We start from the raw sequence: 22,753 nt of genomic DNA on the forward strand, positions 1-22,753 counted from the left end.
CCCGTCGCGGTTTGTGACGCAGCGTTACCTTACGTGAACTGGTGTTGCTCGGCCTTTGTGGGCCATTGTGACGCGGCCCTACCGTTGATTCATGGCAATTCAGGATATCTACCCCACAGCGCTGCGGCTGCTCGGCCGCCCCGTGCTGGTGGTGGGCGGCGGCCCCGTTGCGGCGCGCCGCGCCAAGGGCCTGCTTGACGCCGGTGCAGTGGTCACCGTCGTGGCTCCCGTTGCCTCCGTCGCGCTGCAGGACATGGCCGGCGCCGGCCTGGTCACCTGGGCAGCGCGCCCCTACCTTTCCAGCGACGTCGACGGCGTGTGGTTCGTCCAGACTGCCACGGGTGATCCCGAGGTGGACGCCCGGGTGTCGGCCGACGCCGAGGCGCAGCGCATTTGGTGCGTCAACGCCTCCGATCACGAAGCATCCGCCGCCTGGACTCCCGCCGTCGCAGACGTTGAGGACGTCAAGATCGCCGTCAACGCCGGCGGAGACCCGCGCCGCGCCATGGCCGTCCGTGATGCCGTTGCCACGGCCCTGGAAACCGGTGACCTTCCGTTGCGCCGGCGCCGTCCCGCAAAAAACGGAACCGTTGCCCTCGTCGGCGGCGGTCCCGGCGATACCGGGCTCATTACTGTCCGCGGCCGCCGGCTCCTGGGGCAGGCGGACGTCGTCGTCGCTGACCGCCTGGGCCCGCGCGAACTCCTGAACGAACTCGCCCCCGATGTCCGCGTCATCGAGGTCGGCAAGACCCCGGGCCACCACCCGGTCCCGCAGGCCGGGATCAACCGGATCCTCGTCGAAGAAGCCCTCAAGGGCCACCGTGTGGTCCGGCTCAAAGGCGGCGACCCCTACGTCCTGGGCCGCGGCGGAGAAGAAGCCGAATACTGCCGCCGGCACGGCGTCGAAGTGGAAGTCGTTTCCGGCGTCACCTCCGCCATCTCCGTCCCCGCAGCAGCCGGCATCCCCGTGACGCACCGCGGCCTGGCCAAGGGCTTCAGCGTGGTCACCGGCCACGAGGAGCTGTCCGAAGTTCCTGCCCGTGCCGACCACACCATCGTCCTGCTTATGGGCGTCGGCCAGCTCCGTGAATCAGCGTCCGCACTGGAGGAAGCGGGCCTGCCCGCCGGGACTCCGGTTGGTATTGTAGAGAACGGCTATTTGCCGGACCAGCGCGTCACCATCGGCACGCTCGGTTCCATTGCGGACCAGGCCGAGGCCGCCGGCGTCGCAAATCCCGCAGTGATTGTCATCGGTGACGTGGTGCGCGTGAGCCCGTTCGCGCCGTCGCACTTCAAAGCCGCTGACTACAGCACCACCAGCCCGAACAAACCTCGAGTCCTCACCACCTAGCCCCACCCAACTACCTCGCAGCTAACGCACCAAAAATCCGTTTTCACGACGTTAGGTGCCAGCCAGTTGGGCCGGACCCAAGAAAAGGAACACAGCCGTGTCATCAAGCACCACCGTAGGTACTGCCGAACGCCCGCTGCGCGTCGCCGTCGTGGGCTCCGGCCCGGCAGGCGTCTACGCTGCGGACATCCTCACCAAGAGCGAAGCCGTCAAGAGCGGCGAGCTGACCGTGAGCATCGACCTCTTCGACCGCTACCCGGCACCCTACGGCCTGATCCGCTACGGCGTGGCCCCCGACCACCCCCGCATCAAGGGCATCGTCAACGCCCTGCACAAGGTCCTGGACCGTGGTGACATCCGCTTCTTCGGCAACGTGGACTACGGCACCGATCTCACCATCGAGGACCTGCGCACCCACTACGACGCCGTGATCTTCGCCACCGGCGCCATCAAGGACGCGGACCTGAACATCCCCGGCATCGAACTCGAGGGCTCCTTCGGCGGCGCCGACTTCGTCTCCTGGTACGACGGCCACCCCGACGTTCCGCGCGAATGGCCGCTGGACGCCAAGGAAATCGCCGTCATCGGCAACGGCAACGTGGCGCTGGACGTGGCCCGGGTACTGTCCAAGCATGCTGACGACCTGCTTGTCACCGAAATTCCGGACAATGTCTACCAGGGCCTGAAGGCCTCGCCCGTCACCGACGTTCACGTCTTCGGCCGCCGCGGCCCCGCCCAGGTCAAGTTCACCCCGCTGGAGCTGCGCGAGCTGTCCCACTCGCACGACGTGGACATCATCCTCTACCCGGAGGACTTTGAGTTCGACGAGGAGTCGGACCGCCAGATCCAGACCAACAACCAGACCAAGACCATGGTGGGCACACTCACCAACTGGATTGCCGAGCAGCCCGAGGACCTCTCCGAACTTAAGGCATCCCGCCGCCTGCACCTGCACTTCCTGCACAGCCCGGTGGAGATCTACGACGACGCCGAGACCCCCGGCAAGGTGGCCGGCATCAAGTTTGAACGCACCGAACTGGACGGCACGGGCAACGTCCGCGGCACCGGCGAGTTCATCGACTACCCGGTCCAGGCCGTCTACCGCGCCATCGGCTACTTCGGCTCCGCGCTGCCGGAGATCGAGTTCGACCACACCAAGGGTGTCATCCCGAACGACGGCGGCCGCGTCCTGGATGCCTCCGGCACCCACGTGCCGGGCGTCTATGCCACTGGCTGGATCAAGCGCGGCCCGGTGGGCCTGATCGGCCACACCAAGGGCGATGCCCTGGAGACCGTCACCTACCTGCTGGAAGACCGCGAAAACCTTCCCGTGGCCAGCGTCCCTTCGGAAGAGGCCGTCGTCGAACTGCTGGACTCCCGCGGCGTGAAGTTCACCAGCTGGGAAGGCTGGCTGGCCCTCGACGCCCACGAGCTCGCCCTGGGCGCCGCTGCCACCGGGGCCGGCAGTTCGCACGGCGTTGCGGTCAAGCGTGAGCGCATCAAGGTTGTGCCGCGCGAGGACATGGTGGACATCTCCCGCGACGGAGTAGCCGCACAGGTCTAGGAGTTCACGATGAAGCGCGGAACCACCGGTTCCGCGCTTCATCGCTTTAAGCCCGCCGGCGGCTACTTTCCCGCGCCGCCCGCGGCCATCAGTTCCAGCCGCTGCAGCGTCTCGCGGTTACGAACTTTGATCGTCGCATCGCGGAGGACCTTTGGCACCAGCTTCCCTGGCCCCTTGATGGCGTCCTCCGCGATGGTCACCAGGCACTGGTTGCCCCGGTCCTCGAGGGTAATCACCACCTTGGCTTCGCCCATTGGCCAGCCGCGTGCCACCAGCTCCAGCGTGCGGTTCGGCTCGGCGCGGGTCACCCTGGAACTGTCGTTAATGACGAACGGCCAGGCGCCCACCGAGTGGTGCAGCCGGGCGCCGGGCTGCGGCCAGGTGTCGTCGACGGCCCGGATCCGCGACGCGCCCACTACCCAGCCGGAGTACAGCCAGCCGTCGGAAAGGACCCGCCAGACGTCGGCTGCGGGGGAGTTAAACAGCTTGGACACGGTGGACATGGTGTTCCTTCCTTCTGCAGTGCTGGGGGTTTGGTGTTCAGCAGAGCGTCCAACGGCGGCGGGCGCCTTCCGCTGGGCGGCGCGGTAGGAGCCCTCCCGCAGCCGGCGGGTCCAGGCATAGGCCTGCGCGCCCGGTGGCTGGTTCTTCAGCGGATTGAAACGCAGGGGGGTGTCGCCCGGATCGGCGCCGGCATGCAGCCGGAGTTCGCCGCAGGGCTGCCAGCGCCCTGTTGGCCGGGCCCAGTAGAGGCCCAGTACCCATTCGCCGGCGGAGAGCGAACCCGGCGGCAGGCTGAGGGTCCGTAAACCCAGCAGCACCGGGCCGCTGCTGCCGCGGTACGGCATAAGCGTGGACATGGTGGCGCCGTCCACGTCGAGCCGGGGCCGCAGCAGGAACCTGCCCGGAACGCGCCAGCCCGTTGAGGAGAACAAAACGTCCGCCGGTGCGTTCCCCGGAGCATCTCCCGGCGTGACCCGGAGGGCGAGCCCCATAACGTCCGGCAGGACCTGCGGCAGTCCGGCAGAACGAGAGAACCGGGCCTCCACCGTATCGAGCCCGGGGGAGTCAAGCCATTCGACGCCGCTGGATTCGAAGGGGTTGCCGGTCCGGGTCAGCTCTCCGGTGAGGCCCAAACCGTGGGGATGGATCGGCCGGTCAGGCCGGACGAGCTTCAGCAGGCGGAAGAGCCCGGCAAAGGCTTGTCCCGCCGCCACCGAAAGGCCCGGCGCAATGCCGCCGTGGGACGTCTGGTCAGTTGTCAGCTGCGTCATGCTTGTTACCTACCCCGAAAAGCCGCGGACCTACATGCGGCCGAACCGGGAGCGGATGAGGGCGAATATGCCGTAGGCGATGAAACCGGCACCGATGGCGACCAACAGGTACGGGCCGAAGGCGTGGTCGCGGAGGGCTTTGAGGCTGCCGTCGAGTCCGGTGGATTCTTCCGGGGTGTGCTTGGCGGCAGCGATGACGAACAGGAGCCCGGTGAGGTTGAGCGCTGCTCCCTTGGCGATGTGCCCGATGACGCCCAGACTGTCGATGATCCTGCCGCGGCGCGTCCCGTCAAAGTGGTAAAGCTCTTCCTTGAAGCCCCGCCGTGCCCCCTTATGAATGAAGTAGATGCCGATCCCGATGATCGTCAGGCCCAGGGCCACGAGGACCCACAGGCCCAGCGGGTTGGCTATCAGGGATGCGCTGAAGTCGCGGGTGTTGTCGCCTGAGTCCCCGCGCAGGCCGACGGCGAAGTTGGCGAAGGTGAAGCCCACGCTGCCGTAGGCGACGGCCAGGAATCCGGAAGAGATGAGTTTGGAGACCCGTTCCTTCCGGGGCCTGCCGCGCATGCGGAGCGTTGCCTCACTCGCCTGCCACAGGGACAGGCCGCCGCACGCCAGGACGCACGCCCACAGGACGGCGGGGCCCCACGGATTGGCGGCGAGCTGTTCGATGGCACCCGTGGCGTCCGCTTCGCCCGGCTGGCCGAACGCAACGGCAACGGCGATGGCTCCCACAATGACGTGCAGCAAGGCCATGACCGCGAAGCCGGCCCGTGCGAGGACGTCCAGGATCTTGTGGTTGGACGCCTCCTCGATGACGTCCGCAGCCTGGCTGAGGGTGGATTCCCCGTCCGACATCGCTCAGCCGTTCATGGGCCCTTCGGCACGCAGCTTTTCCGCGCCCGGTCCCTCGACGTGAATGGTGCAGCGGACCACCAGCCGGCCCGGGGCGTTATCCAGTTCCACCAGTGAATCGTCCCCGCTCAACACAGTGAACACTTCCGAGCCCGCCACGGCAGACACGCCCTTGGCTTCTGCCGTCTCCCGGGCGTTCCGGAGCGCCTCGCGCTGGAGCCCGTCCACGTACGTGCCTTCGTCTTCCCTAGCCGGGTCCCCAAAGGCCCAGCCGAACAATGTCCCTGTGATTCCCATGGCCACGATATTACGCGTTCCGCGGTCACCAAGACGGGCTTTCGTAACATTAGTAAGTGTGCTTACCATAGTCGCACCTTGACCTGAGGGGCACGGAAACCAAAGTCCGCGGCAGCGGCATCCCGAAACCAGTTCAACGTTAGGAATGCACATCATGGCAGGAAATCTCATTGCCCGGTCAGTCCACGATCTGACGGCGGCGGCATGGTTCGGCGGTTCCCTGATGGGTGCCATCGGATTGAACGGGGCAGCGGCGGAAGCTCGCGACCCTTCCGAGCGGACCCGGCTCTCCAGCGTCGGCTGGATGAAGTGGGCGCCGATCCAGACGGCCGCGTTCGCCTCCCACCTGGTGGCCGACCTGGCCATCGCCTGGGAGAACAAGGGCCGAATTGCAAAGCAGGAGGGCGTGGCCCGGGATACGGCGATTAAGACTGCGGTGACGGTGGCAGGCGCCGCAGTGACCCTGTACTCCGGCATCCTCGGCAAGAAGGTGGAGAAGCTTGCCGAGGAGGGGTCCGAAGGTGCCACCGAGCCCCGTCCGGGCGCTTCCGAGGAACTGAAGGCAGCGCAGCAGCAGCTCAAGACGCTGCAGTGGGTCATCCCCGCTTTCGCCGGCCTCGTGGTCATCCTCGGTGCCAAGCACGGTGAGATGCAGCGGCCCAAGAACGTGTTCGAGGGCCTGCGCCGCTAGCCTTCTCCGGCAGTAACGCGCCACATACGACGACGGTCCGGCACCCGGGTGCCGGACCGTCGTCGTGCTTTCCCTCCCGTTGGAGTTTTTGGCCGGATATGCAGACTTCCGGGCCTCGCAGGTCTGCATAGCTGGACAAAAACTCCGGCCGGGTTACACGGGTTTGGTGCCCGCCGGCGGAAGGTCGGGGTTCATGTCCTCCAGGTTGGGGTCTTCCGCCGTCCAGACCTGGATGATGGCCCAAGCCACGGCGGCCAGCGGGACGGACAGCACGGCACCCACGATGCCGGCGAGGATGGTGCCGGCGGTCAGCGCCATCAGGATCACCAGAGCGTGGAGCTGCAGTGACTTGCCCATGACGATGGGCTGCAGGAGGTCGCCTTCCAGCTGGTTGACGGCGATCACCACGGCCACCACGATCAGCGCCACCACCGGACCGTTGGCCACCAGGGCAACCAGCGCGGCCAGGATGCCTGCAATTGTGGCGCCCACCAGGGGAATGAAGGCGCCGATGAATACGATGATCGCCAGCGGGAAGGCCAGCGGAACCTGCATGATCAGCAGCGCCGCGCCGATGGCCACAGTGTCCACCACAGCCACAATGGCGGTGCCGCGGACGTACCCGCCCAAGACCTCCAGAGTCCTGCTGCCCACCCGGCGCAGCTTGGCCTCCCGGCGGCCCTTGAAGGGGCGCAGGAAGAAGTTCCAGATGCTGGCGCCGTCCTTCAGGAAGAAGAACAGGATGACAATCACCAAGGCGGTCCCGGCGAGGAACTCGGTGACCACGGAGAGGCCGGTGAGCGCTCCGGAGCGGACCTGGCTGCTGGTGGCGAAATCGATGACGGCCTGCCGGGCCTGGCCCAGCTGCTCCTGGTCGATCGGGATGGGTCCGGTGCGGAGGAACTGTTCCAGCTCGTCCAGCCCGGAGGAAGCCTGCGCTGCCAGCTCGCCCCACTGGTTGCGGACGGAGAAGTAGATCACGGTGAAAACGCCGCCGAGCAGCAGCAGGAGCCCTATGAATGCGATGCCGGTGGCCAGGCCGCCGGGCACCCCGCGCCGCCGCAGCATGTTCACGAACGGGCCGATCGCCGCGGCCAGGATCAGCGCGATCAGGATTGGGATGACCAGGAGCTTGATCTGCATCAGCCCGTAAACGGACACCACGGCCACGGTGAGGATCAGCAGGATCTGGGCAGCCCGGATCCCGACCCTTCCCAGCCCGTCGGTCCACAAAGCGCTGGGCGGTTTGGCCTTGTCCTGCCCGGAGAGGCCACCGCTGGTGGATGCGCCAAGGGGCTCGCCCTGCCGGGCAACGCCGCTTCCCGCCAGCCCAGGCGCAGCCTCCTTGTGCGGCTCCGGGGGCTCGTTGCCCAACGTGTGTTCCGTCAGGCGAGTTGATCGCGCCATGGGAGCTCCTCATCCTCGGCGGCGTCTGCCCGCAGGTGCGGGGCAGGCTTACTACCTGCGTCAGATAGTAAGCGTACTGACCGATCAGGAGCTGAGCCACTCCGCGCAGGAGTTCAGGTTCCTGTTGACGGTGGCCACCGCGGCCTCCTCGTCGTGCTGTTCGATCGCCTGGAGCAGCACGCTGTGCCCCTCGGCTGGGAGGCCGTCAAAGCCCGGCCGGCCCTGCTGCGCGAGCAGGTCCTGGTGGAACACGGTGCCAAAGCTGGCGTAAAGCTCGTGCAGCAACGGGTTGGCCGAAGCCTGCGCCACCCGCTCGTGGAACCCCCAGTCGGCGCGTGCCCAGGCTTCCAGGTCGCCGCCCTTCCAGGCCTGGTCCCGGGCGGTGAGGAGCGCACGCAACTCTGCAACGTCGTCGGCCGTTGCGTTCCTGGCCGCCAGGCGCGCAGCCTGGGTGTCCAGTCCCAGCCGCACTTCCAGGATGTGCTGGTCCGTGTGGTCCTGGTACATCCGCCGGGCCGCGCCGGAGATTTCGCTCGTGGCGCGGACGTAGGTGCCGTCGCCGCGGCGGACCTCAAGGATGCCGCTGTGCGCGAGTGCCTTGACGGCTTCGCGGAGGGTGCCCCGGGAAACCCCAAGACCGGCAATCAGTTCGGTTTCGGAGGGGATTCGCTGGTTCAGCGGCCACTCGCCGGAGTGCACCATGGCGCGCAGCTTCGCGGTGACTTCGTCTGCCAGCGGCGGGCGGGTGGAGGGGCTCAGTGCCATGGCGTCCTACTTTACCGGTCCCCGGTTTTTGCCGGTCATGGCGGCGCCGGTGATCAGGTGCGCCACCACGACCTGGACCAGCGCGAGCGCCAGCAGCAGCACAAGGGGCAGCGTCCAGCCGCCGGTGGCACCGTGCAGCAGGCCCATGCCGAACGGCCCCGCCGTCGCCAGCAAGTAGCCGGAGGACTGGGCCAGGGTGGACAACGCGGTGGTTTCGGCGGTGTTCGTTCCGCTGCGGCTGATCATCACCATCACCAGCGGGAAGATTCCCAGCCCGAAGCCCAGCAGCACGGCGGAGACGAAGGCCAGCTGGACGGGCAGCGCCAGCAGTGCCGCCAGACCCAGGACCATGACCACGCTCACCAGGTAGAACGCCGGGCGGAGCATCCGGGGCCTGGATCCGATGGCGATCAGGATCATGCCGGCCGGCACCGAAACCAGCTGCATCAGCCCGAACATCAGGCCGCTGTCCGAGGCGCTCAGCCCCAGGGTGGTCAGCATGTAGGGGTACCAGCTCAGGAGCGCGTAGGCGAGCAGTGCCTGCAGGGTGAAGATCGCGGTCAGCAGTTGCCCCTTGCGGGTCCGCAGCAGCGGCCACGGGGAGACGTGCACGGCGGCGTCGCGCCTGCTGTTGCGGTGCGCGTGCAGCACCACGGGAAGGAAGCCCAGGAACGCGGCGACGGCGGTGATCCCGATGGTGCCGACGGCGGCGGAGGGCGATCCGAGCACCTGCGCCAGGGGGACGACGGCGACGGCCGTCACGGTTGCCCCCGTGGTCATGGTCACCGTATAGACGGCCGTCATCAGGGAGGTCCGCGAAGCGAAATGCTTCCGGATGAAGGACGGCATGGCCACGTTGCACACGGCCAGGCCGGACATGCCCACCACGCTGCCGGCCACCAGCATGCCGGCGGCGGGGATGCCGCGGAGCAGGAGCCCGCCGGCCAGCAGGGCAAGGGCGAGCAGAATGGCCTTCTCCACGCCCAGCCGGCCGGTAAGCCATGACGTTCCCGCGCCGGCGAGGGCAAAACATAACGTGGGAATGGACGGTATGACGGCCGCCACCAGGGGTCCGTATCCAAGCACGGACTGGAGGTCGTGCAGCAGTGCCGACGCGCCGCTGATGCCCGCGCGCAGGTTCAGGCCGATCAGCACCAGCGCTATGACGCTGAAAACGACGGCGGTCCGCGGCTTTTCCCGCACGGCCTGCCGCGGTTGCCCTGCCGCGTTCACAACGGCGCCGGCGGATGCCCCGGTCCGGGAAGCGCCGGAGGGACAGTTCTTCGGGGCAAGGGCGGAAGCAGGTGGAGTGGCGGGCATACCTTCAAGGGTAAAGGTTAGACGTTTGATGTCTAGGGTTTTGTGCGCAAGCTCTCCCTGCACGGTACCGCCCGGCAATAGACTTCCTACGCCGGGTGCGGAGCGCCGGGTGCAGGCAACGCGGCGGGAAGGAAGGACGGCTGTGACAGCTTCCCAGGCTCTTGAGGTAGAGAAGAAGTACGACGTCGGCCCCAACGCCAAGGTGCCACGGCTTGAAGACCTTTCCGGGGTGGTGCGGGTGGGGAAGCCCCACACGGCGCAGCTGGAGGCCGTTTACTTCGATACTCCCGGACACGCCCTGGCTTCCCGGCGCATCACCCTCCGCCGCCGCTCGGGCGGAACGGATGCCGGGTGGCACCTCAAGCTGCCGCCCGAATCTGCGCCGCAAGGAGGAGAACCCCAGCAACGCCGCGAGGTGCACGCGCCCCTTGGCCAGGCCGACGTCGTGCCCGAGGCCCTCCTGGCCCGGGTGCAGGCGTACCTGCGGGGCGCTGAACTGGCACCCGTGGTCCGGCTGCACACCAAACGCACAACCCGCGCCCTGTATGGGGGAAATGGTGTGCACCTGGCGGACCTTGCCGACGACCGGGTGACGGCGGAACGGCTGGAAGGACAGGAAGACGACGCCGGGCCGGCCGGGGAAGGCCGCACGCAGGAGTGGCGCGAGTGGGAGCTGGAACTGGTCAACGGCGACGCCGCACTTTTCGCTCCCGCCGAAAAGCTCCTGCTCGCCGCGGGCGCCCGCCCCGCCGGGCACGCCTCCAAGCTTGCCAAGGCCCTCGGAACGGCGGCCCGCGACGTCCCCGGCAGCGGCACCGGCGACGGGGAGGCAACCACTCCGGCAGTGCTGGCTGGAAAGAGGGCCCCGGCCGGTGCCATCGTCACGGCCTATATAGCCCCGCACATCGAGGAACTCCTCGCCAAGGATGCCTCCATCAGGCTGGAAGAGCCGGAAGGGGTGCACGACATGCGCTCGGCCGCCCGGCGCATCCGCTCTGTCCTTGCCGCCTACCGCAAGCTCTATCGTCCAGCACCGGTGCGTCGGCTGCGGGACGAGCTGCGATGGCTGGGGCATCTGCTTGGTGATCCGCGGGACGCCGAAGTGCTGCTGGCCGGGCTGGCCGGCCACCTCGACGAACTCGCGGCCGGTCCGGGCACTGATGCCGCCCGCGAGCGGGTGGAGCACAAGGCCGGGGGCGCCTACGACGCCGGCTACCGCCGGCTCCAGGAAGCGCTGCGCTCGGACCGCTACTTCCGGCTTCTGGACAGTCTCGAGGAATTCCGCGACAACCCGCCCGTGCGGATGGCAACGGTACCCCCGGGCCGGAAAGTTGCTTCAAAAGCCGTGGACAAGGCCGCAAAAAGGCTGCGCCGCTCGCACAAGGCCGCGTTGCATGCCCGGCCTGGCAGGGACCACGAAAACGCCCTCCACCGTGTCCGCATCAACGCCAAGCGGCTGCGGCATGTGGCTGAATCGGCGGCGCTGCTCAAGGGCAAGCGGGCAGGAAAGGTGGCCAAAGCCGCCCACCGGCAACAGAAGATCCTTGGCCACTTCCACGACGCCGTGCTGGCCCGGGACCTGCTGGCAGGCCTCGGCCCGGACCTGGACCGGCCCGCGACGGCGGAAGCCTACGCAGCGCTCCTGAAGCGGCAGGAGGAGCTGATGGCCGACACCGAGGCGAAGTACCGCAAAGCCCGCAAGAAGTCCCGCGACCTGCTGCGCCGGGGCGTACTTTAACCGCTACTTGTCCGGCCGGGCGGTCAGCCGGGCAACGGCCAAAGCCAGCCACAGCTGCACCCGGTCCGACGTGACGGCAGGATCATAGCCGGTCAGTTCTGTGATCTGGGCCAGACGGTAACGGACCGTGTTGCGGTGCAGCGTGAGTTGCTCGGCCACCGCTGCCACCGAGCCGTTGTTGTTCAGGTAGCTTTCCAGCGTGGCCATCAGCTCAGAGCCGTGGGCGGCGTCAAAGGTGCGCAGCGGGTTCAGCGATTCATGCGCCATGTCCGCAAGGGGCACATCCTCACTGGCCAGCAGCAGCGATGTCAGGCTGAGCCGCTCCGGCTCGTTGACCGGCAGGCCGTGGCTTGCCGCGTCCCGGGCCTCGAAGTAGCTCCAGCGCAGGCCGTTCGGCTTTGTGTAGGCACCGCCGATGCCGATGGTGGCGTGGATACCGGCCTCGGCCAGGTGGTCGCTGAGCTTCCGTGCGAGGGCCGGCGCCGCCCCGCCGTCGTCATTGATGACCAGCACCAGGTCCTTGCCCACGACGGCGGCAATGGCGTTTTCGAGCTCGCGCGGCACCGCGGTGCTTCCCAGGGCCTTGGTATGGGCTGCGGAGACGGCCAGCAGCACCACGTTCTTGCGGGTGCTGTTGATGCCCACGCCGGCCAGGCGCCGCTGGGCTTCACTGGTTTCCAGCGCCCCGTGGATGACGTCTTCAAGTACCTGCCCGCACAGCGCGCGCTGGGCCTGCCGCTGCTTGACCATGTTGTTCAGTTCCACGCTGATCAGGTTCTGTGCGTAGCCGATGATTCCGGTGTCCTCGAACGGCTGCCGGACCCACAGGGTGCAGGCGTCACGGCGGCCGGTGGGGATGGGGTAGGAGGACCAGGACTCCGCCGTCGGCGTTTCCTTGCTGCTGTTGTAGAGCTGCGCCGTGAACTGGGTTAGTGCGATGTCCGTGCGGAGCATGCCGCCGAGGTGCTTCAGCAGCTCCGCCAGCCCGCCGCCGGTGAGCAGCGCCCGGGCCAGCACCTGGTGCCCGGCGATCAGCCTCTCCAGCTTGGCGTAGTGGTCCGCGGACTGGGCATCCGCAACAAGCTTGGTGATCGCGATGAAGGGGGTTTCGTAGGGGACTTCCACCACGGGCAGCCCCCACCTGTTGGCCTCTGCCAGCAGCGCCGGCGGCACCGACTCGTGCGAAAGCCCGACGCCGAAGCCGATACCCACTGCGCCGGCCCGCTGCACCTGGCGGACAAACCGGCGCTGCTCGGGTGCGGAGCGCAACCGCAGCCCGGTGGTCAGGACCAGCTCGCCGCCGTTGAGGAACCGCTGCGGATCCTCCAGTTCCGTGACGGCCACCCAGTTGATGTCGTGGTGCCAGGTGGTCTCGGCCACGCCTGCCCTGGACAGCCTCAAGGAGTTCACGCCCAGCAGGGCAGCGAGGGAAATGGCCATGGATCAAGGATAGACGGGAGCTGGACAAGCGCACTAAACACCGGAAGGAAGGGTGTGCAGGTGGCTATTCACTGGGCAGGGGCGCTGGCATAGGCTCAGACCAGTTCCATCCATCCGCCCTGGTCCATACGCTCCGGCGCTGATGGTCCCTATGAAAGAGGTTGCACACCGTGGTCCAAACCTTGCAGAACTTCATCAACGGAGAGTTCGTCACACCTGCCGGCACCAGGCTGCTGGACGTGGTCAATCCGACCAACGGGGAAGTGGTGGCACGTTCGCCCATCTCGGTGCAGGCTGACGTTGACGCTGCCATGAACGCGGCGCAGGAGGCATTCAAGACCTGGAAGCGCGTCACCCCGGGCCAGCGGCAGCTGATGCTGCTTAAGCTCGCCGACGCCGTAGAGGCCAACAGCGATGAACTGGTGGAAGCACAGCACCGCAACACCGGCCAGGTCCGCTCCCTGATCGCGTCCGAGGAAGTGGCGGCCGGTGCAGACCAGCTCCGCTTCTTCGCCGGCGCCGCCCGCATCCTCGAAGGCAAGTCCGCCGGTGAGTACTTCGAGGGCCACACCTCCTACGTACGCCGCGAGCCCATCGGCGTGGTGGCCCAGGTGGCACCGTGGAACTACCCGTTCCTGATGGCCATCTGGAAGATCGGCCCCGCCCTCGCCGCCGGCAACACGGTAGTGCTGAAGCCCTCGGACACCACCCCCGAATCCACCCTGGCCCTGGCCCGGCTGGCCAAGGAGATCTTCCCCGCCGGTGTCCTGAACGTTGTGCTCGGCACCGGCGAAACCGGTGCCATGATGGTGGACCACAAGGTCCCCGGCCTGGTCTCCATCACGGGCTCCGTCCGCGCGGGCGTGGCCGTGGCCTCCGGCGCAGCCAAGGGACTCAAGCGGGCCCACCTGGAACTTGGCGGCAAGGCACCTGCCATCGTCTTCAAGGACGCGGACATCAAGAAGAGCGCGGCTGCCATTGCCGAGTTCGCGTTCTTCAACGCCGGCCAGGACTGCACCGCCATCACCCGTGTGCTGGTGGAGGAATCAGTCCACGATGACGTTGTGGCCGCGATGGTGGAACACACCCGCACGCTGCACACCGGCTCGCAGAACGACGAAGACAATTACTTCGGACCGCTGAACAACGTCAACCACTTCAACGCCGTCACCTCCGTGGTGGAAAACCTTCCCGCCAACTGCCGGATCGAAACCGGCGGCCACCGCGCGGGTGAGAAGGGCTTCTTTTTCGAACCCACCATCATCACCGGCGCGAAGCAGACCGACGACGTGGTGCAGAAGGAAACGTTCGGCCCGGTCATCACGGTGCAGAAGTTCAGCACTGAGGAAGAGGCCGTTGAGCTGGCCAACGGCGTCGAGTACGCCCTGGCCTCCAGCGTTTGGACGTCCAACCACGGCACCGCCATGCGCCTGAGCCGCGACCTGGACTTCGGCGCCGTCTGGATTAACACCCACATCCTCCTCACTGCCGAGATGCCCCACGGCGGCTTCAAGCAGTCCGGCTACGGCAAAGACCTCTCCATGTACGGCGTGGAGGACTACACGCGCATCAAGCACGTGATGTCCGCCCTCGACTCCTAGTCCCCACCGGCCCCCTAACCTCGCTTCGCTTCGGCCAGGGAACCCTGCCGGCGTGGGCCCATCAGTAAGGAAAATATTTTCATGACCACCACCGCACCCGAACTCAACTACCGGCTGGAGCAGAAGCGCTCCATCAACGGCGCTTTCCCCGGCCCCAAGTCCGCCGCCCTCGCTGAACGCCGCAAGTCCGTCGTCGCTGCCGGTGTCGCCTCCGGCGTTCCTGTCTACGTGGCAGACGCCGACGGCGGCATCATCCAGGACGTCGACGGCAACTCCTTCATCGACCTTGGCTCCGGCATCGCCGTGACCAGCGTGGGCGCATCCGATCCCGCCGTCGTCGGTGCGGTGAAGGAAGCCGTGGAGCACTTCACCCACACCTGCTTCATGGTGACGCCCTACGAAGGCTACGTCGCAGTCGCCGAACAGCTGAACCGCCTGACTCCCGGTGACCACGAGAAGCGCACCGTCCTCTTCAACTCCGGTGCCGAGGCCGTGGAGAACGCCATCAAGGTGGCCCGCCTCGCTACCGGGCGTGACGCCGTCGTCGCCTTTGACCACGCCTACCACGGCCGCACCAACCTCACCATGGCGCTGACCGCCAAGGCCATGCCGTACAAGACCAACTTCGGGCCCTTCGCGCCCGAGGTCTACCGCATGCCCATGAGCTACCCGTACCGCGAGGAAAACCCGGAGATCACCGGTGCCGAGGCGGCCAAGCGCGCCATCACCATGATCGAGAAGCAGATTGGCGGCGACCAGGTTGCCGCGATCATCATCGAGCCCATTCAGGGCGAGGGCGGCTTCATCGTCCCCGCCGAGGGCTTCCTGCCGGCGCTGGCCGCCTGGGCAAAGGAGAAGGGCATTGTCTTCATCGCTGACGAAGTCCAGTCCGGCTTCTGCCGCACCGGCGAATGGTTCGCAGTCCAGCACGAGGGCGTTGTCCCGGACATCATGACCCTGGCCAAGGGCATCGCCGGCGGCATGCCGCTGTCCGCCATCACCGGACGGGCGGATCTGCTCGACGCCGTCCACCCGGGCGGCCTGGGCGGCACCTACGGCGGCAACCCGGTAGCCTGCGCCGCGGCCCTGGCATCCATCGGCACCATGGAGGAATACGACCTGGCCGGCCGTGCCCGCCACATCGAATCCCTCGCCACCTCCCGCCTCCGTGAACTGCAGGCCGAGCTGGCCGGGGCCGGCCACGGCGTGATCGGTGACGTCCGCGGCCGCGGCGCCATGCTGGCCATCGAACTGGTGCAGGCCGGCTCCAAGGAACCGGACCCGGAACTGACCAAGGCTGTTGCCGCCGCCTGCCTGAAGGAAGGCGTCATCATCCTCACCTGCGGCACCTACGGCAACGTCATCCGCCTGCTGCCGCCGCTGGTCATCACCGATGAGCTCCTCATCGACGGCCTGGACGTCCTGGCGGCGGCCATCAAGGCCAACGCTTAACCGGAACGACTCCCTCCGGCAACGCCAGGAAGGCGGGTCCAGCGCCAGCTGGGTCCGCCTTCCGTGGTTTCAGCCTTCTGCTGCTTAGGCCGGTCCGCCGGCCGGTTGCAGGGCGGCTTTCCGGGCCGCCGCATGTCTCCGCGCAGTCCGCAGCATGTCCACGGTCAGGACCAGCAGGGCCAGCCACACCACCCCGAAACCGATCCAGCGCTCCACGGGCATGGCCTCGCGAAACACCACCAGCGCCACGATGAACTGCAGGACCGGAGCGAAATACTGGAGCAGGCCGATGGTGGTCATCGGCAGCCGGCGCGCCGAAGCGCCGAAGAAGACCAGGGGCACCGCGGTGATCACGCCGGATGCAAGCAGGAGCCAGAAGTGCCCGGCGCCCTGGCTGGTGAGGGTGGCCGTGCCGTTGAGGGCGAGGACCACCATGGTGGCTGCCGCGAAGGGTGCCAGCACCATGGTTTCCACGCTCAGGCTGGTCACCGCATCGACCTTGGGCCCCACGCGCTTTTTCACGAAGCCGTAGAGGCCAAAGCTGAAGGCCAAGGTAAGGGCGATCCACGGAAGCTTGCCGTATGAATAGGTCAGGACGCCCACGGCCACGAAGCCGATTCCGACGGCGGCCCACTGGAGCGGGCGCAGCTTTTCCTTCAGGACCAGGACGCCAAGCAGGACGGACACCAACGGGTTGATGAAGTAGCCCAGCGAGGTTTCCACCGCCTGGTTGGTGGTTACGCCGTAGGTGTAGGTCAGCCAGTTGACGGCGATGAGGAAGGCGGCGAAGGCCAGCGTCCCGAATACCGCGCGGTCCCGGAACGCGGCAACCAGGGCCGGCCAGGCGCGGGTCACCGTGATCAGCAGGGCGCAGAACAGAAGGGACCAGACCACGCGGTTGGCGACGATTTCGACGGCGCCCGCGGGCATAAGCACAAAGAAGTACAGCGGGAGCAGCCCCCAGAGCCCGTAGGCTCCAATGCCAAACAGGATTCCCGCCGTCGTGTCCTTATCGACGGCTTTCGGGGCAGCTGCGGCGGCAGTGCGGCCGGCGCCCGTTCCTGTCGAAGAAGCTGCGGCCGCAGCGCGGGCCGGGGAACTGGCGGGGGAGCGGTCGGGGAAGGGCACGAAACCCATAACATCAGCCGCCGGACAGGTATTCCAAGCGAGCACGCCTGACAACCGGCAAATAGTCAGTAGGCTTGCTTTTATGACATGTGCATACCTTCCGGTTGCAGAACCATGAGGCTCCGGCGCAGCAACGCCTCAGGCCGCGGATACCGCCGGATCGCCTCGGGCAAGGGGTTCAGCTACCGGGACTTAGACGGTTCCACGGTGCCGCAGGGCCCTGTACGTGAACGGCTGGAAAGCATCGGCATCCCGCCGGCCTGGACGGACGTCTGGATAGCGCCCTTCGAAAACGGCCATATCCAGGCCACCGGGGTGGACGCCGTCGGCCGGCGCCAGTACATCTACCATCCGGAATGGCGTGCCCGGAAGGACCGGCTGAAGTTCGACAGGTCCCTGCAACTGGCCGAATCGCTGCCCGCCGCCCGCCGCCGTGTCACCATGGACCTGCGCAGCGACGGCTTTACCCGGGACCGTGTCCTGGCCGGGGCGTTCCGCATGCTTGACAGCGGCTCGCTTCGGGTCGGGTCCGAGAGGTATACGAACGAGAACGGGAGCCGGGGCCTGGCGACGCTCCTGTGCGCGCACGTGCAGGTCCGGAAGGACCGGATCATCCTGCGGTTCCCGGCCAAAAGCGGGAAGGACTGGGCATCGGAAATCCGCGACCCCGACCTGGCAGTCCTGCTGCGCCTGCTCAAGCGCCGGGGCCCCAACGCCCGGCTGCTGGCGTACAAGGAGGGGCGGACCTGGCGGCCGGTGACCAGTGCCGAGATCAACGCCTACGTGAAGGAACGCACCGGGTCCGACTTCACGGCCAAGGACTTCCGCACCCTGCGGGGCACCCTGGCAGCTGCCAGCAGCCTGGCCCGCACCGGCCCGCAAAAGACCGTCGCGAAGCGGAAGCGCGCCATCAGCCGGGCCATGGTGGACGCCGCAGAGGTGCTGGGCAACACGCCGTCCATTGCCCGCAAGAGCTACGTTGATCCCCGGGTGCTGGACCACTACCACGAGGGCGAAACCATCGATCCGAAACGGCCGGACTCAGCGGAGGCGGAACTGCGGGCGCTGCTATACCGCGAAGGGGACGTGGTTCCGCTGGCCAAAAGCGGCTGAGGCCTAGAATTGGGGACTGTGACCAACTCCAGCGAACCAGCTTCCACCCGTCCGTTGCGCGTCGCCATAGTGGGGGCAGGACCGGCGGGGGTCTATGCTGCGGACATCCTCACCAAGTCCAGCGGTGTCAAGGACGGGGACTTCGAAGTCAGTATCGACCTCTTTGAGGCCTACCCCGCGCCCTACGGCCTGATCCGGTACGGGGTGGCCCCTGACCACCCCCGCATCAAGGGGATCGTGAATGCCCTGCACAAGGTGCTGGACCGCGGCGACATCCGGTTCCTTGGCAACGTGACGTACGGCAGGGACCTCACCCTGCACGATTTCCGTGCCTTCTACGACGCCGTGATCTTCTCCACCGGGGCGGTCAAGGACGCTGATTTGGACATCCCTGGCATCGACCTGCACGGGTCCTTTGGCGGCGCTGACTTTGTGTCCTGGTATGACGGGCATCCGGACGTTCCGCGGGATTGGCCGCTGGACGCGAAGGAGATTGCCGTGATCGGCAACGGCAACGTGGCACTGGATGTTGCCCGCATGCTGGTGAAGCACCCGGAGGAGCTGCTCAGCACCGAGATCCCGGACAATGTCTACCGGGGGCTGAAGTCCTCGCCAGTGACGGACGTGCATGTGTTCGGCCGGCGTGGCCCGGCGCAGGTGAAGTTCACGCCGCTGGAGCTGCGCGAGCTCAGCCACATGAATGACGTGGACATTGTCCTGTACCCCGAGGACTTCGAGTTCGACGAGGCCTCCGACGACGCCATCCGCAGCAACAACCAGATCAAGACCATGGTAAATACCCTGACCAACTGGTTGGTGGAGGAGCACGCCGAGTCCGGGAACCCGTCCTCCCGCCGCCTGCACCTGCACTTCCTGCACAGCCCAGTTGAAGTGCTCGACGACGGCACGGGCAAAGTGGGCGGGATCAAGTTCGAGCGCATGCAGCTTGACGGCACCGGTAACGCAAAGGGTACGGGGGAGTACATCGAGTACCCGGTCCAGGCGGTCTACCGGGCCATCGGCTACCACGGCTCCGCGCTGGACGAGCTGGAGTATGACCCCAAGCGCGGCGTCATCCCCAACGAGGGCGGCCGGGTCCTGGACGCCGATGGAAAACCGGTCCCCGGCATCTACACCACGGGCTGGATCAAGCGCGGTCCGGTGGGCCTGATCGGGCATACCAAGGGCGACGCCCTTGAGACCATTGGTTTCCTGCTGGAGGACCGGCTGATGCTGCCGCCGGCCCGGAACCCGGATCCGCAGGCCATCATCGACCTGCTGGAGGAGCGCGGTATCGAGTACACCACGTGGGAAGGCTGGAACAAGCTCGACGCCCATGAGGCGGGCCTCGGCGCAGCATGGACGGGACCTGAAGGCCTGGACCATGTAATCCGCGAGCGGATCAAGGTGGTTCCGCGGGACGAAATGATCCGCATTTCCCGCGACTGATCCGTGCGGTCCGTGACGCCGCCCGAGAGCATTCTTCTTCGGGGTGGCACCGGCAGTCCTGGAGCTGCCCCGCAGGGTTGATTCGGCGTACAAGCACTTGAGGCCCTCTGCTGGAGGGCCTCAACTGCTGTTTGCTGAAGAATGTTTGGCGCGGCGGCCGTCTCACTATCCGGGACGATTGTGGCCGTTCACTGGGTGGACACTATCGTTTACAAGTCTGTTTCCATCACATACCAGGATTGTGATCCCCTATGAACCTTCTCCGGACTAAATCCATCGAGCAGTCCATCGCCGACTCCGATGAACCCGGACGCAAGCTCAAGCGCTCCCTCAGCACCTGGGACCTCATGATCATGGGCGTCGCCGTGGCTGTCGGCGCGGGCATCTTTTCCGTCGGTGCCAAGGCTGCAGCCAACTTCTCCGGCCCCGCCGTAACGTTGTCCTTCGCGATCGCTGCCATCACCTGTGCGCTCGCCATCATGTGCTACGCCGAGTTCGCCACTGCCATCCCCGTGGCCGGCTCCGCCTACGTCTTCACCTACGCCACGATGGGCGAACTCCTCGCCTGGATCATCGGCTGGAACCTGGTCCTGGAACTGTTCACCGCAGCCGCGGTCATCGCCAAATACTGGGGCATCTACCTCAGCAAGGTGTTCGCGCTCATGGGCGCCGACATCCCGCCGGCTCTTTCGCTGGGCGGCGTTGACCTCTACTGGGGCGCGTTCCTCATTGTTGCCGTCTTTACCGTGCTGCTGGTGCTCGGCACCAAGCTCTCTGCCCGCGTGGGCAACATCTTCACCCTGATCAAGATCGGCGTCGTCCTGTTCGTGATCGTGGTGGGCTTCACCTACGTGAAGTTTGAAAACTACACCCCCTTCGTGCCCGCGGCCGAACCCACCGGCGGCACCGGCACCGCGGATGTGCTGAAGCAGTCGTTCTTTGGTTTCCTCACCGGGGCAGCCCCTGCCCAGTACGGCACCCTGGGAATCTTCGCCGGCGCGGCCCTGGTGTTCTTTGCCTTCATCGGTTTCGACGTCGTGGCCACCTCCGCCGAGGAGGTCAAGAACCCGCAGAAGACCCTGCCGCGCGGCATCTTCGGCGGCCTTGCCCTGGTGACCCTGCTCTACATCCTGGTGTCCCTGGCGCTGACCGGCATGGTGTCCTACACCCAGCTCGCCGAGGCCGAAAGCCCCACACTGACCACAGCCTTTGAAGCAGTCGGGGATACCTCGGCTGCAAAGATCATCGCGTTCGGTTCCCTGGTAGGCCTGACCACGGTGATCATGGTCCTTCTGATGGGTCTGTCCCGCGTGGTCCTGGCGATGAGCCGGGACGGACTCCTGCCGCGGGCGCTGTCCCGCACCAGCGACAAGCACGCCACACCCGCCCGTCTCCAGATCATCTGCGGTGCCGCCGTCGCCCTTGTTGCCGGACTCACAAATGTGGACCTGCTCGAGGAAATGATCAACATCGGCACCCTGTCCGCCTTTGTCGTGGTCAGCCTGGGCATTCTGGTGCTGCGCAAGAAGCGGCCGGACCTGAAGCCCGCCTTCCGCGTCCCCTTCGGGAAGGTCCTTCCGATCCTGTCCGCTGTGCTGTGCCTGTACCTGATGACCAACCTGGCCGTGGAGACCTGGATCTTCTTCGCCATCTGGCTGGCCATCGGCATCGCAATCTACTTCGCCTACGGACAGCGCCACTCGCGCCTCAATGACCGCTTCCGCGAGGCCAGCACTGCTGTCAACGGCACTGCTGCCGCACCGCTGTCCGCCGACCAGGAAGAGCGCACGCGGGCCTGACGGCTCCCCGTGAATGCCCGCCCGGGCCTGCCCGGGCGGGCATTCGCCTGCCGGGCCGGACACCCGCCGGCTCTTAGGATGGACATATGGCACGCCAGACACGACCCGAGCGAAAAGCCGAACTGCTGGCCGCCATCCTCGACTACTTGATGGATAAGACCCTTGCGGAGTTGACGTTCCGGAGCCTCGCCGAGGGGCTGGGGATGAGCGCGTATGTGCTGGTGTACCACTTCGGGAACCGGGAACAGCTGATCAACGACATTGTGGTGTCCATCGAGTCCCGGCTTGACCGGATGCGGAACACCGACGTGCACGATATCGACCGCGCTGCCTGGCGCGAATTCCTGCGCGACTCGTGGCAGTGGACCATGGCGCAGCGGAACCGTCACCTCACCCGGCTTGAATTCGAGGCAACCGCCCAGGACATCGTTGCTGCCGAACCGCGGGGGACGTCGCAGGAGCATTTCCGGATGCTCCACCACAAGACCCGCGACTGGCTGATGGTACAGGGCATTCCCGCGGAGTATGCTGACACCGACGCCCGCCTTTTTACGTCCACCTTTTACGGCCTGCAGTTTGATTTCGTGGTAATGAATGAACCCGAGGCGGCCACGAAGGCCTTTGAGCTGATGCTGTCGGTCTTCTTCAACAACCTTGAAAGCCGCCTGGCCGCGGCCCAGGAGACCTGAATTCAGGGGGAGACAACGGGACGCCCCGCGGCAGGCCGGTTGTCACGGAGCGGCGTGCCTGCCCACCCAATCCACCATCGGGCGCAGCTTCTCCCACAGCCCGGAAAGCTCCTGCCCGGCCGCAGGGCTGTCCAGCCAGTCCGGCCGGCCAAGGTCCATGCTCGCTGCCAGTGATTTATGCTTCAGGAGCTCTGCGCGCGGATGGTCACGGGCGTAGCCACGCGGCACCGTCTTGAGCTTCTCGCCCTCTACCGCGAAGCCTGCGGCGGCGATGGCGTCGACAATATGCCGCAATGAATCGCCGGTGCCGGAAGCATCCACGGAGTTCCGGTACCTCACCAGCTGTGCCGGCGAGTGGGAATGGTAGCCGCCGCCCACCACCAGGCCGTGCGCACTGATCTGCAGGTAGTAACCCACCCCCTCCTGCACCGAAGCAAAGGCGCCCTGGGCCGTTTTATAGGGGGACTTGTCATGTGAAAATCGGATGTCCCGGTTGGGGCGGAAGAGCCGGCCCGGCCCGAACCGGGGCTTAAGCTCGGCCAGGAGCGACGCCAGTGGATCACGGACCAGCACCTGGTAGTTCTCCTTATGCTCCAGCCACCAGTCCCGGTTGTTGTTGTCCTGCAGTTCGGCGTAGAAGTCGAATGCACCGGCAGGTATGCCCTGGAACGTAGTCATACGGCGATCCTAGGAAGCTGGCCTCCTTCCCACCATGGCAGGTTCAGCTATGTGGAAAGCGAAAGAACCGCCCCGCCACTGGTGTTTGTGGCGGGGCGGTTCTTTGCTTGGGGTGCGGGGTTAGCCGATCTTGTTGGCGGCT

General features: G+C 66.6%; 19 protein-coding genes. 10 read left to right on the forward strand and 9 right to left on the reverse strand.

Annotation, left to right across the window (positions count from 1 at the left end; genetic code table 11):
• Nucleotides 1–91: 91 nt before the first annotated feature.
• Entirely contained in the window at nucleotides 92–1,351 is a 1,260-nt protein-coding gene (cobA, locus tag FDW83_RS15200) for a uroporphyrinogen-III C-methyltransferase (RefSeq protein ID WP_138138916.1), read from the forward strand.
• A 97-nt stretch (nucleotides 1,352–1,448) separates the two neighbouring features.
• Nucleotides 1,449–2,915 carry an FAD-dependent oxidoreductase gene (locus FDW83_RS15205; RefSeq protein WP_138138917.1) on the forward strand — a complete coding sequence of 489 codons (1,467 nt, stop codon included), beginning with the start codon at nucleotides 1,449–1,451 and terminating at the stop codon, nucleotides 2,913–2,915.
• Between the two features lie 62 nt (nucleotides 2,916–2,977).
• Here the strand turns inward: FDW83_RS15205 and FDW83_RS19565 are convergent, their stop codons facing one another.
• The 3 genes from FDW83_RS19565 to FDW83_RS15225 are packed head-to-tail and all read right to left on the reverse strand — an operon-like array spanning nucleotide 2,978 to nucleotide 5,341.
• The gene (locus FDW83_RS19565; RefSeq protein WP_240721008.1) at nucleotides 2,978–4,189 is read right to left on the reverse strand and encodes an SRPBCC family protein; all 1,212 of its coding nucleotides are present in this window, start codon (nucleotides 4,187–4,189) and stop codon (nucleotides 2,978–2,980) included.
• A 30-nt stretch (nucleotides 4,190–4,219) separates the two neighbouring features.
• Nucleotides 4,220–5,047 (reverse strand): DUF1206 domain-containing protein, encoded by an 828-nt coding sequence (locus tag FDW83_RS15220; protein WP_138138918.1) that lies wholly within the window; start codon nucleotides 5,045–5,047, stop codon nucleotides 4,220–4,222.
• Between the two features lie 3 nt (nucleotides 5,048–5,050).
• Entirely contained in the window at nucleotides 5,051–5,341 is a 291-nt protein-coding gene (locus FDW83_RS15225; protein WP_138138919.1) for a hypothetical protein, read from the reverse strand.
• Nucleotides 5,342–5,495: 154 nt separating this feature from the next.
• On the opposite strand from FDW83_RS15225, the gene FDW83_RS15230 reads away from it, so the two are divergent.
• On the forward strand, nucleotides 5,496–6,032 hold the full coding sequence (locus FDW83_RS15230) for a hypothetical protein (protein ID WP_138138920.1): 537 nt from the start codon (nucleotides 5,496–5,498) through the stop codon (nucleotides 6,030–6,032).
• Nucleotides 6,033–6,185: 153 nt separating this feature from the next.
• Here the strand turns inward: FDW83_RS15230 and FDW83_RS15235 are convergent, their stop codons facing one another.
• From FDW83_RS15235 to FDW83_RS15245, 3 genes are all read right to left on the reverse strand, one after another.
• On the reverse strand, nucleotides 6,186–7,439 hold the full coding sequence (locus tag FDW83_RS15235; RefSeq protein WP_138138921.1) for an AI-2E family transporter: 1,254 nt from the start codon (nucleotides 7,437–7,439) through the stop codon (nucleotides 6,186–6,188).
• A gap of 84 nt (nucleotides 7,440–7,523) precedes the next feature.
• Nucleotides 7,524–8,204: a FadR/GntR family transcriptional regulator gene (locus tag FDW83_RS15240; RefSeq protein WP_138138922.1), complete on the reverse strand. Its 681-nt coding sequence runs from the start codon at nucleotides 8,202–8,204 to the stop codon at nucleotides 7,524–7,526.
• Between the two features lie 6 nt (nucleotides 8,205–8,210).
• Entirely contained in the window at nucleotides 8,211–9,524 is a 1,314-nt protein-coding gene (locus tag FDW83_RS15245) for a CynX/NimT family MFS transporter (RefSeq protein ID WP_138138923.1), read from the reverse strand.
• Between the two features lie 142 nt (nucleotides 9,525–9,666).
• On the opposite strand from FDW83_RS15245, the gene FDW83_RS15250 reads away from it, so the two are divergent.
• Complete coding sequence (locus FDW83_RS15250; RefSeq protein WP_138138924.1) at nucleotides 9,667–11,262, forward strand: CYTH and CHAD domain-containing protein; 1,596 nt, start codon at nucleotides 9,667–9,669, stop codon at nucleotides 11,260–11,262.
• Between the two features lie 3 nt (nucleotides 11,263–11,265).
• Here FDW83_RS15250 and FDW83_RS15255 read toward each other — a convergent pair whose 3' ends face one another.
• Nucleotides 11,266–12,702: a PucR family transcriptional regulator gene (locus FDW83_RS15255; RefSeq protein WP_138138925.1), complete on the reverse strand. Its 1,437-nt coding sequence runs from the start codon at nucleotides 12,700–12,702 to the stop codon at nucleotides 11,266–11,268.
• Between the two features lie 170 nt (nucleotides 12,703–12,872).
• On the opposite strand from FDW83_RS15255, the gene FDW83_RS15260 reads away from it, so the two are divergent.
• Together FDW83_RS15260 and gabT are read left to right on the forward strand one after the other, a co-directional pair.
• The gene (locus tag FDW83_RS15260; RefSeq protein WP_138138926.1) at nucleotides 12,873–14,303 is read left to right on the forward strand and encodes a gamma-aminobutyraldehyde dehydrogenase; all 1,431 of its coding nucleotides are present in this window, start codon (nucleotides 12,873–12,875) and stop codon (nucleotides 14,301–14,303) included.
• An 81-nt stretch (nucleotides 14,304–14,384) separates the two neighbouring features.
• Complete coding sequence (gene gabT / locus FDW83_RS15265) at nucleotides 14,385–15,755, forward strand: 4-aminobutyrate--2-oxoglutarate transaminase (protein ID WP_138138927.1); 1,371 nt, start codon at nucleotides 14,385–14,387, stop codon at nucleotides 15,753–15,755.
• An 84-nt stretch (nucleotides 15,756–15,839) separates the two neighbouring features.
• On the opposite strand, the gene rarD is transcribed toward gabT, so the two are convergent.
• Nucleotides 15,840–16,892: an EamA family transporter RarD gene (gene rarD, locus FDW83_RS15270; protein ID WP_138138928.1), complete on the reverse strand. Its 1,053-nt coding sequence runs from the start codon at nucleotides 16,890–16,892 to the stop codon at nucleotides 15,840–15,842.
• Nucleotides 16,893–16,997: 105 nt separating this feature from the next.
• On the opposite strand from rarD, the gene FDW83_RS15275 reads away from it, so the two are divergent.
• From FDW83_RS15275 to FDW83_RS15290, 4 genes are all read left to right on the forward strand, one after another.
• The gene (locus tag FDW83_RS15275; protein WP_138138929.1) at nucleotides 16,998–17,996 is read left to right on the forward strand and encodes a DNA topoisomerase IB; all 999 of its coding nucleotides are present in this window, start codon (nucleotides 16,998–17,000) and stop codon (nucleotides 17,994–17,996) included.
• A gap of 18 nt (nucleotides 17,997–18,014) precedes the next feature.
• Entirely contained in the window at nucleotides 18,015–19,445 is a 1,431-nt protein-coding gene (locus FDW83_RS15280) for an FAD-dependent oxidoreductase (RefSeq protein ID WP_138138930.1), read from the forward strand.
• Between the two features lie 251 nt (nucleotides 19,446–19,696).
• Complete coding sequence (locus tag FDW83_RS15285; protein WP_138138931.1) at nucleotides 19,697–21,244, forward strand: amino acid permease; 1,548 nt, start codon at nucleotides 19,697–19,699, stop codon at nucleotides 21,242–21,244.
• A gap of 86 nt (nucleotides 21,245–21,330) precedes the next feature.
• On the forward strand, nucleotides 21,331–21,933 hold the full coding sequence (locus FDW83_RS15290; protein WP_138138932.1) for a TetR/AcrR family transcriptional regulator: 603 nt from the start codon (nucleotides 21,331–21,333) through the stop codon (nucleotides 21,931–21,933).
• Between the two features lie 42 nt (nucleotides 21,934–21,975).
• On the opposite strand, the gene FDW83_RS15295 is transcribed toward FDW83_RS15290, so the two are convergent.
• On the reverse strand, nucleotides 21,976–22,611 hold the full coding sequence (locus FDW83_RS15295) for a DUF2461 domain-containing protein (RefSeq protein ID WP_138138933.1): 636 nt from the start codon (nucleotides 22,609–22,611) through the stop codon (nucleotides 21,976–21,978).
• Nucleotides 22,612–22,753 lie beyond the last annotated feature (142 nt).

Source organism: Pseudarthrobacter sp. NamE2 (assembly GCF_005796205.1).
Classification (GTDB): domain Bacteria; phylum Actinomycetota; class Actinomycetes; order Actinomycetales; family Micrococcaceae; genus Arthrobacter.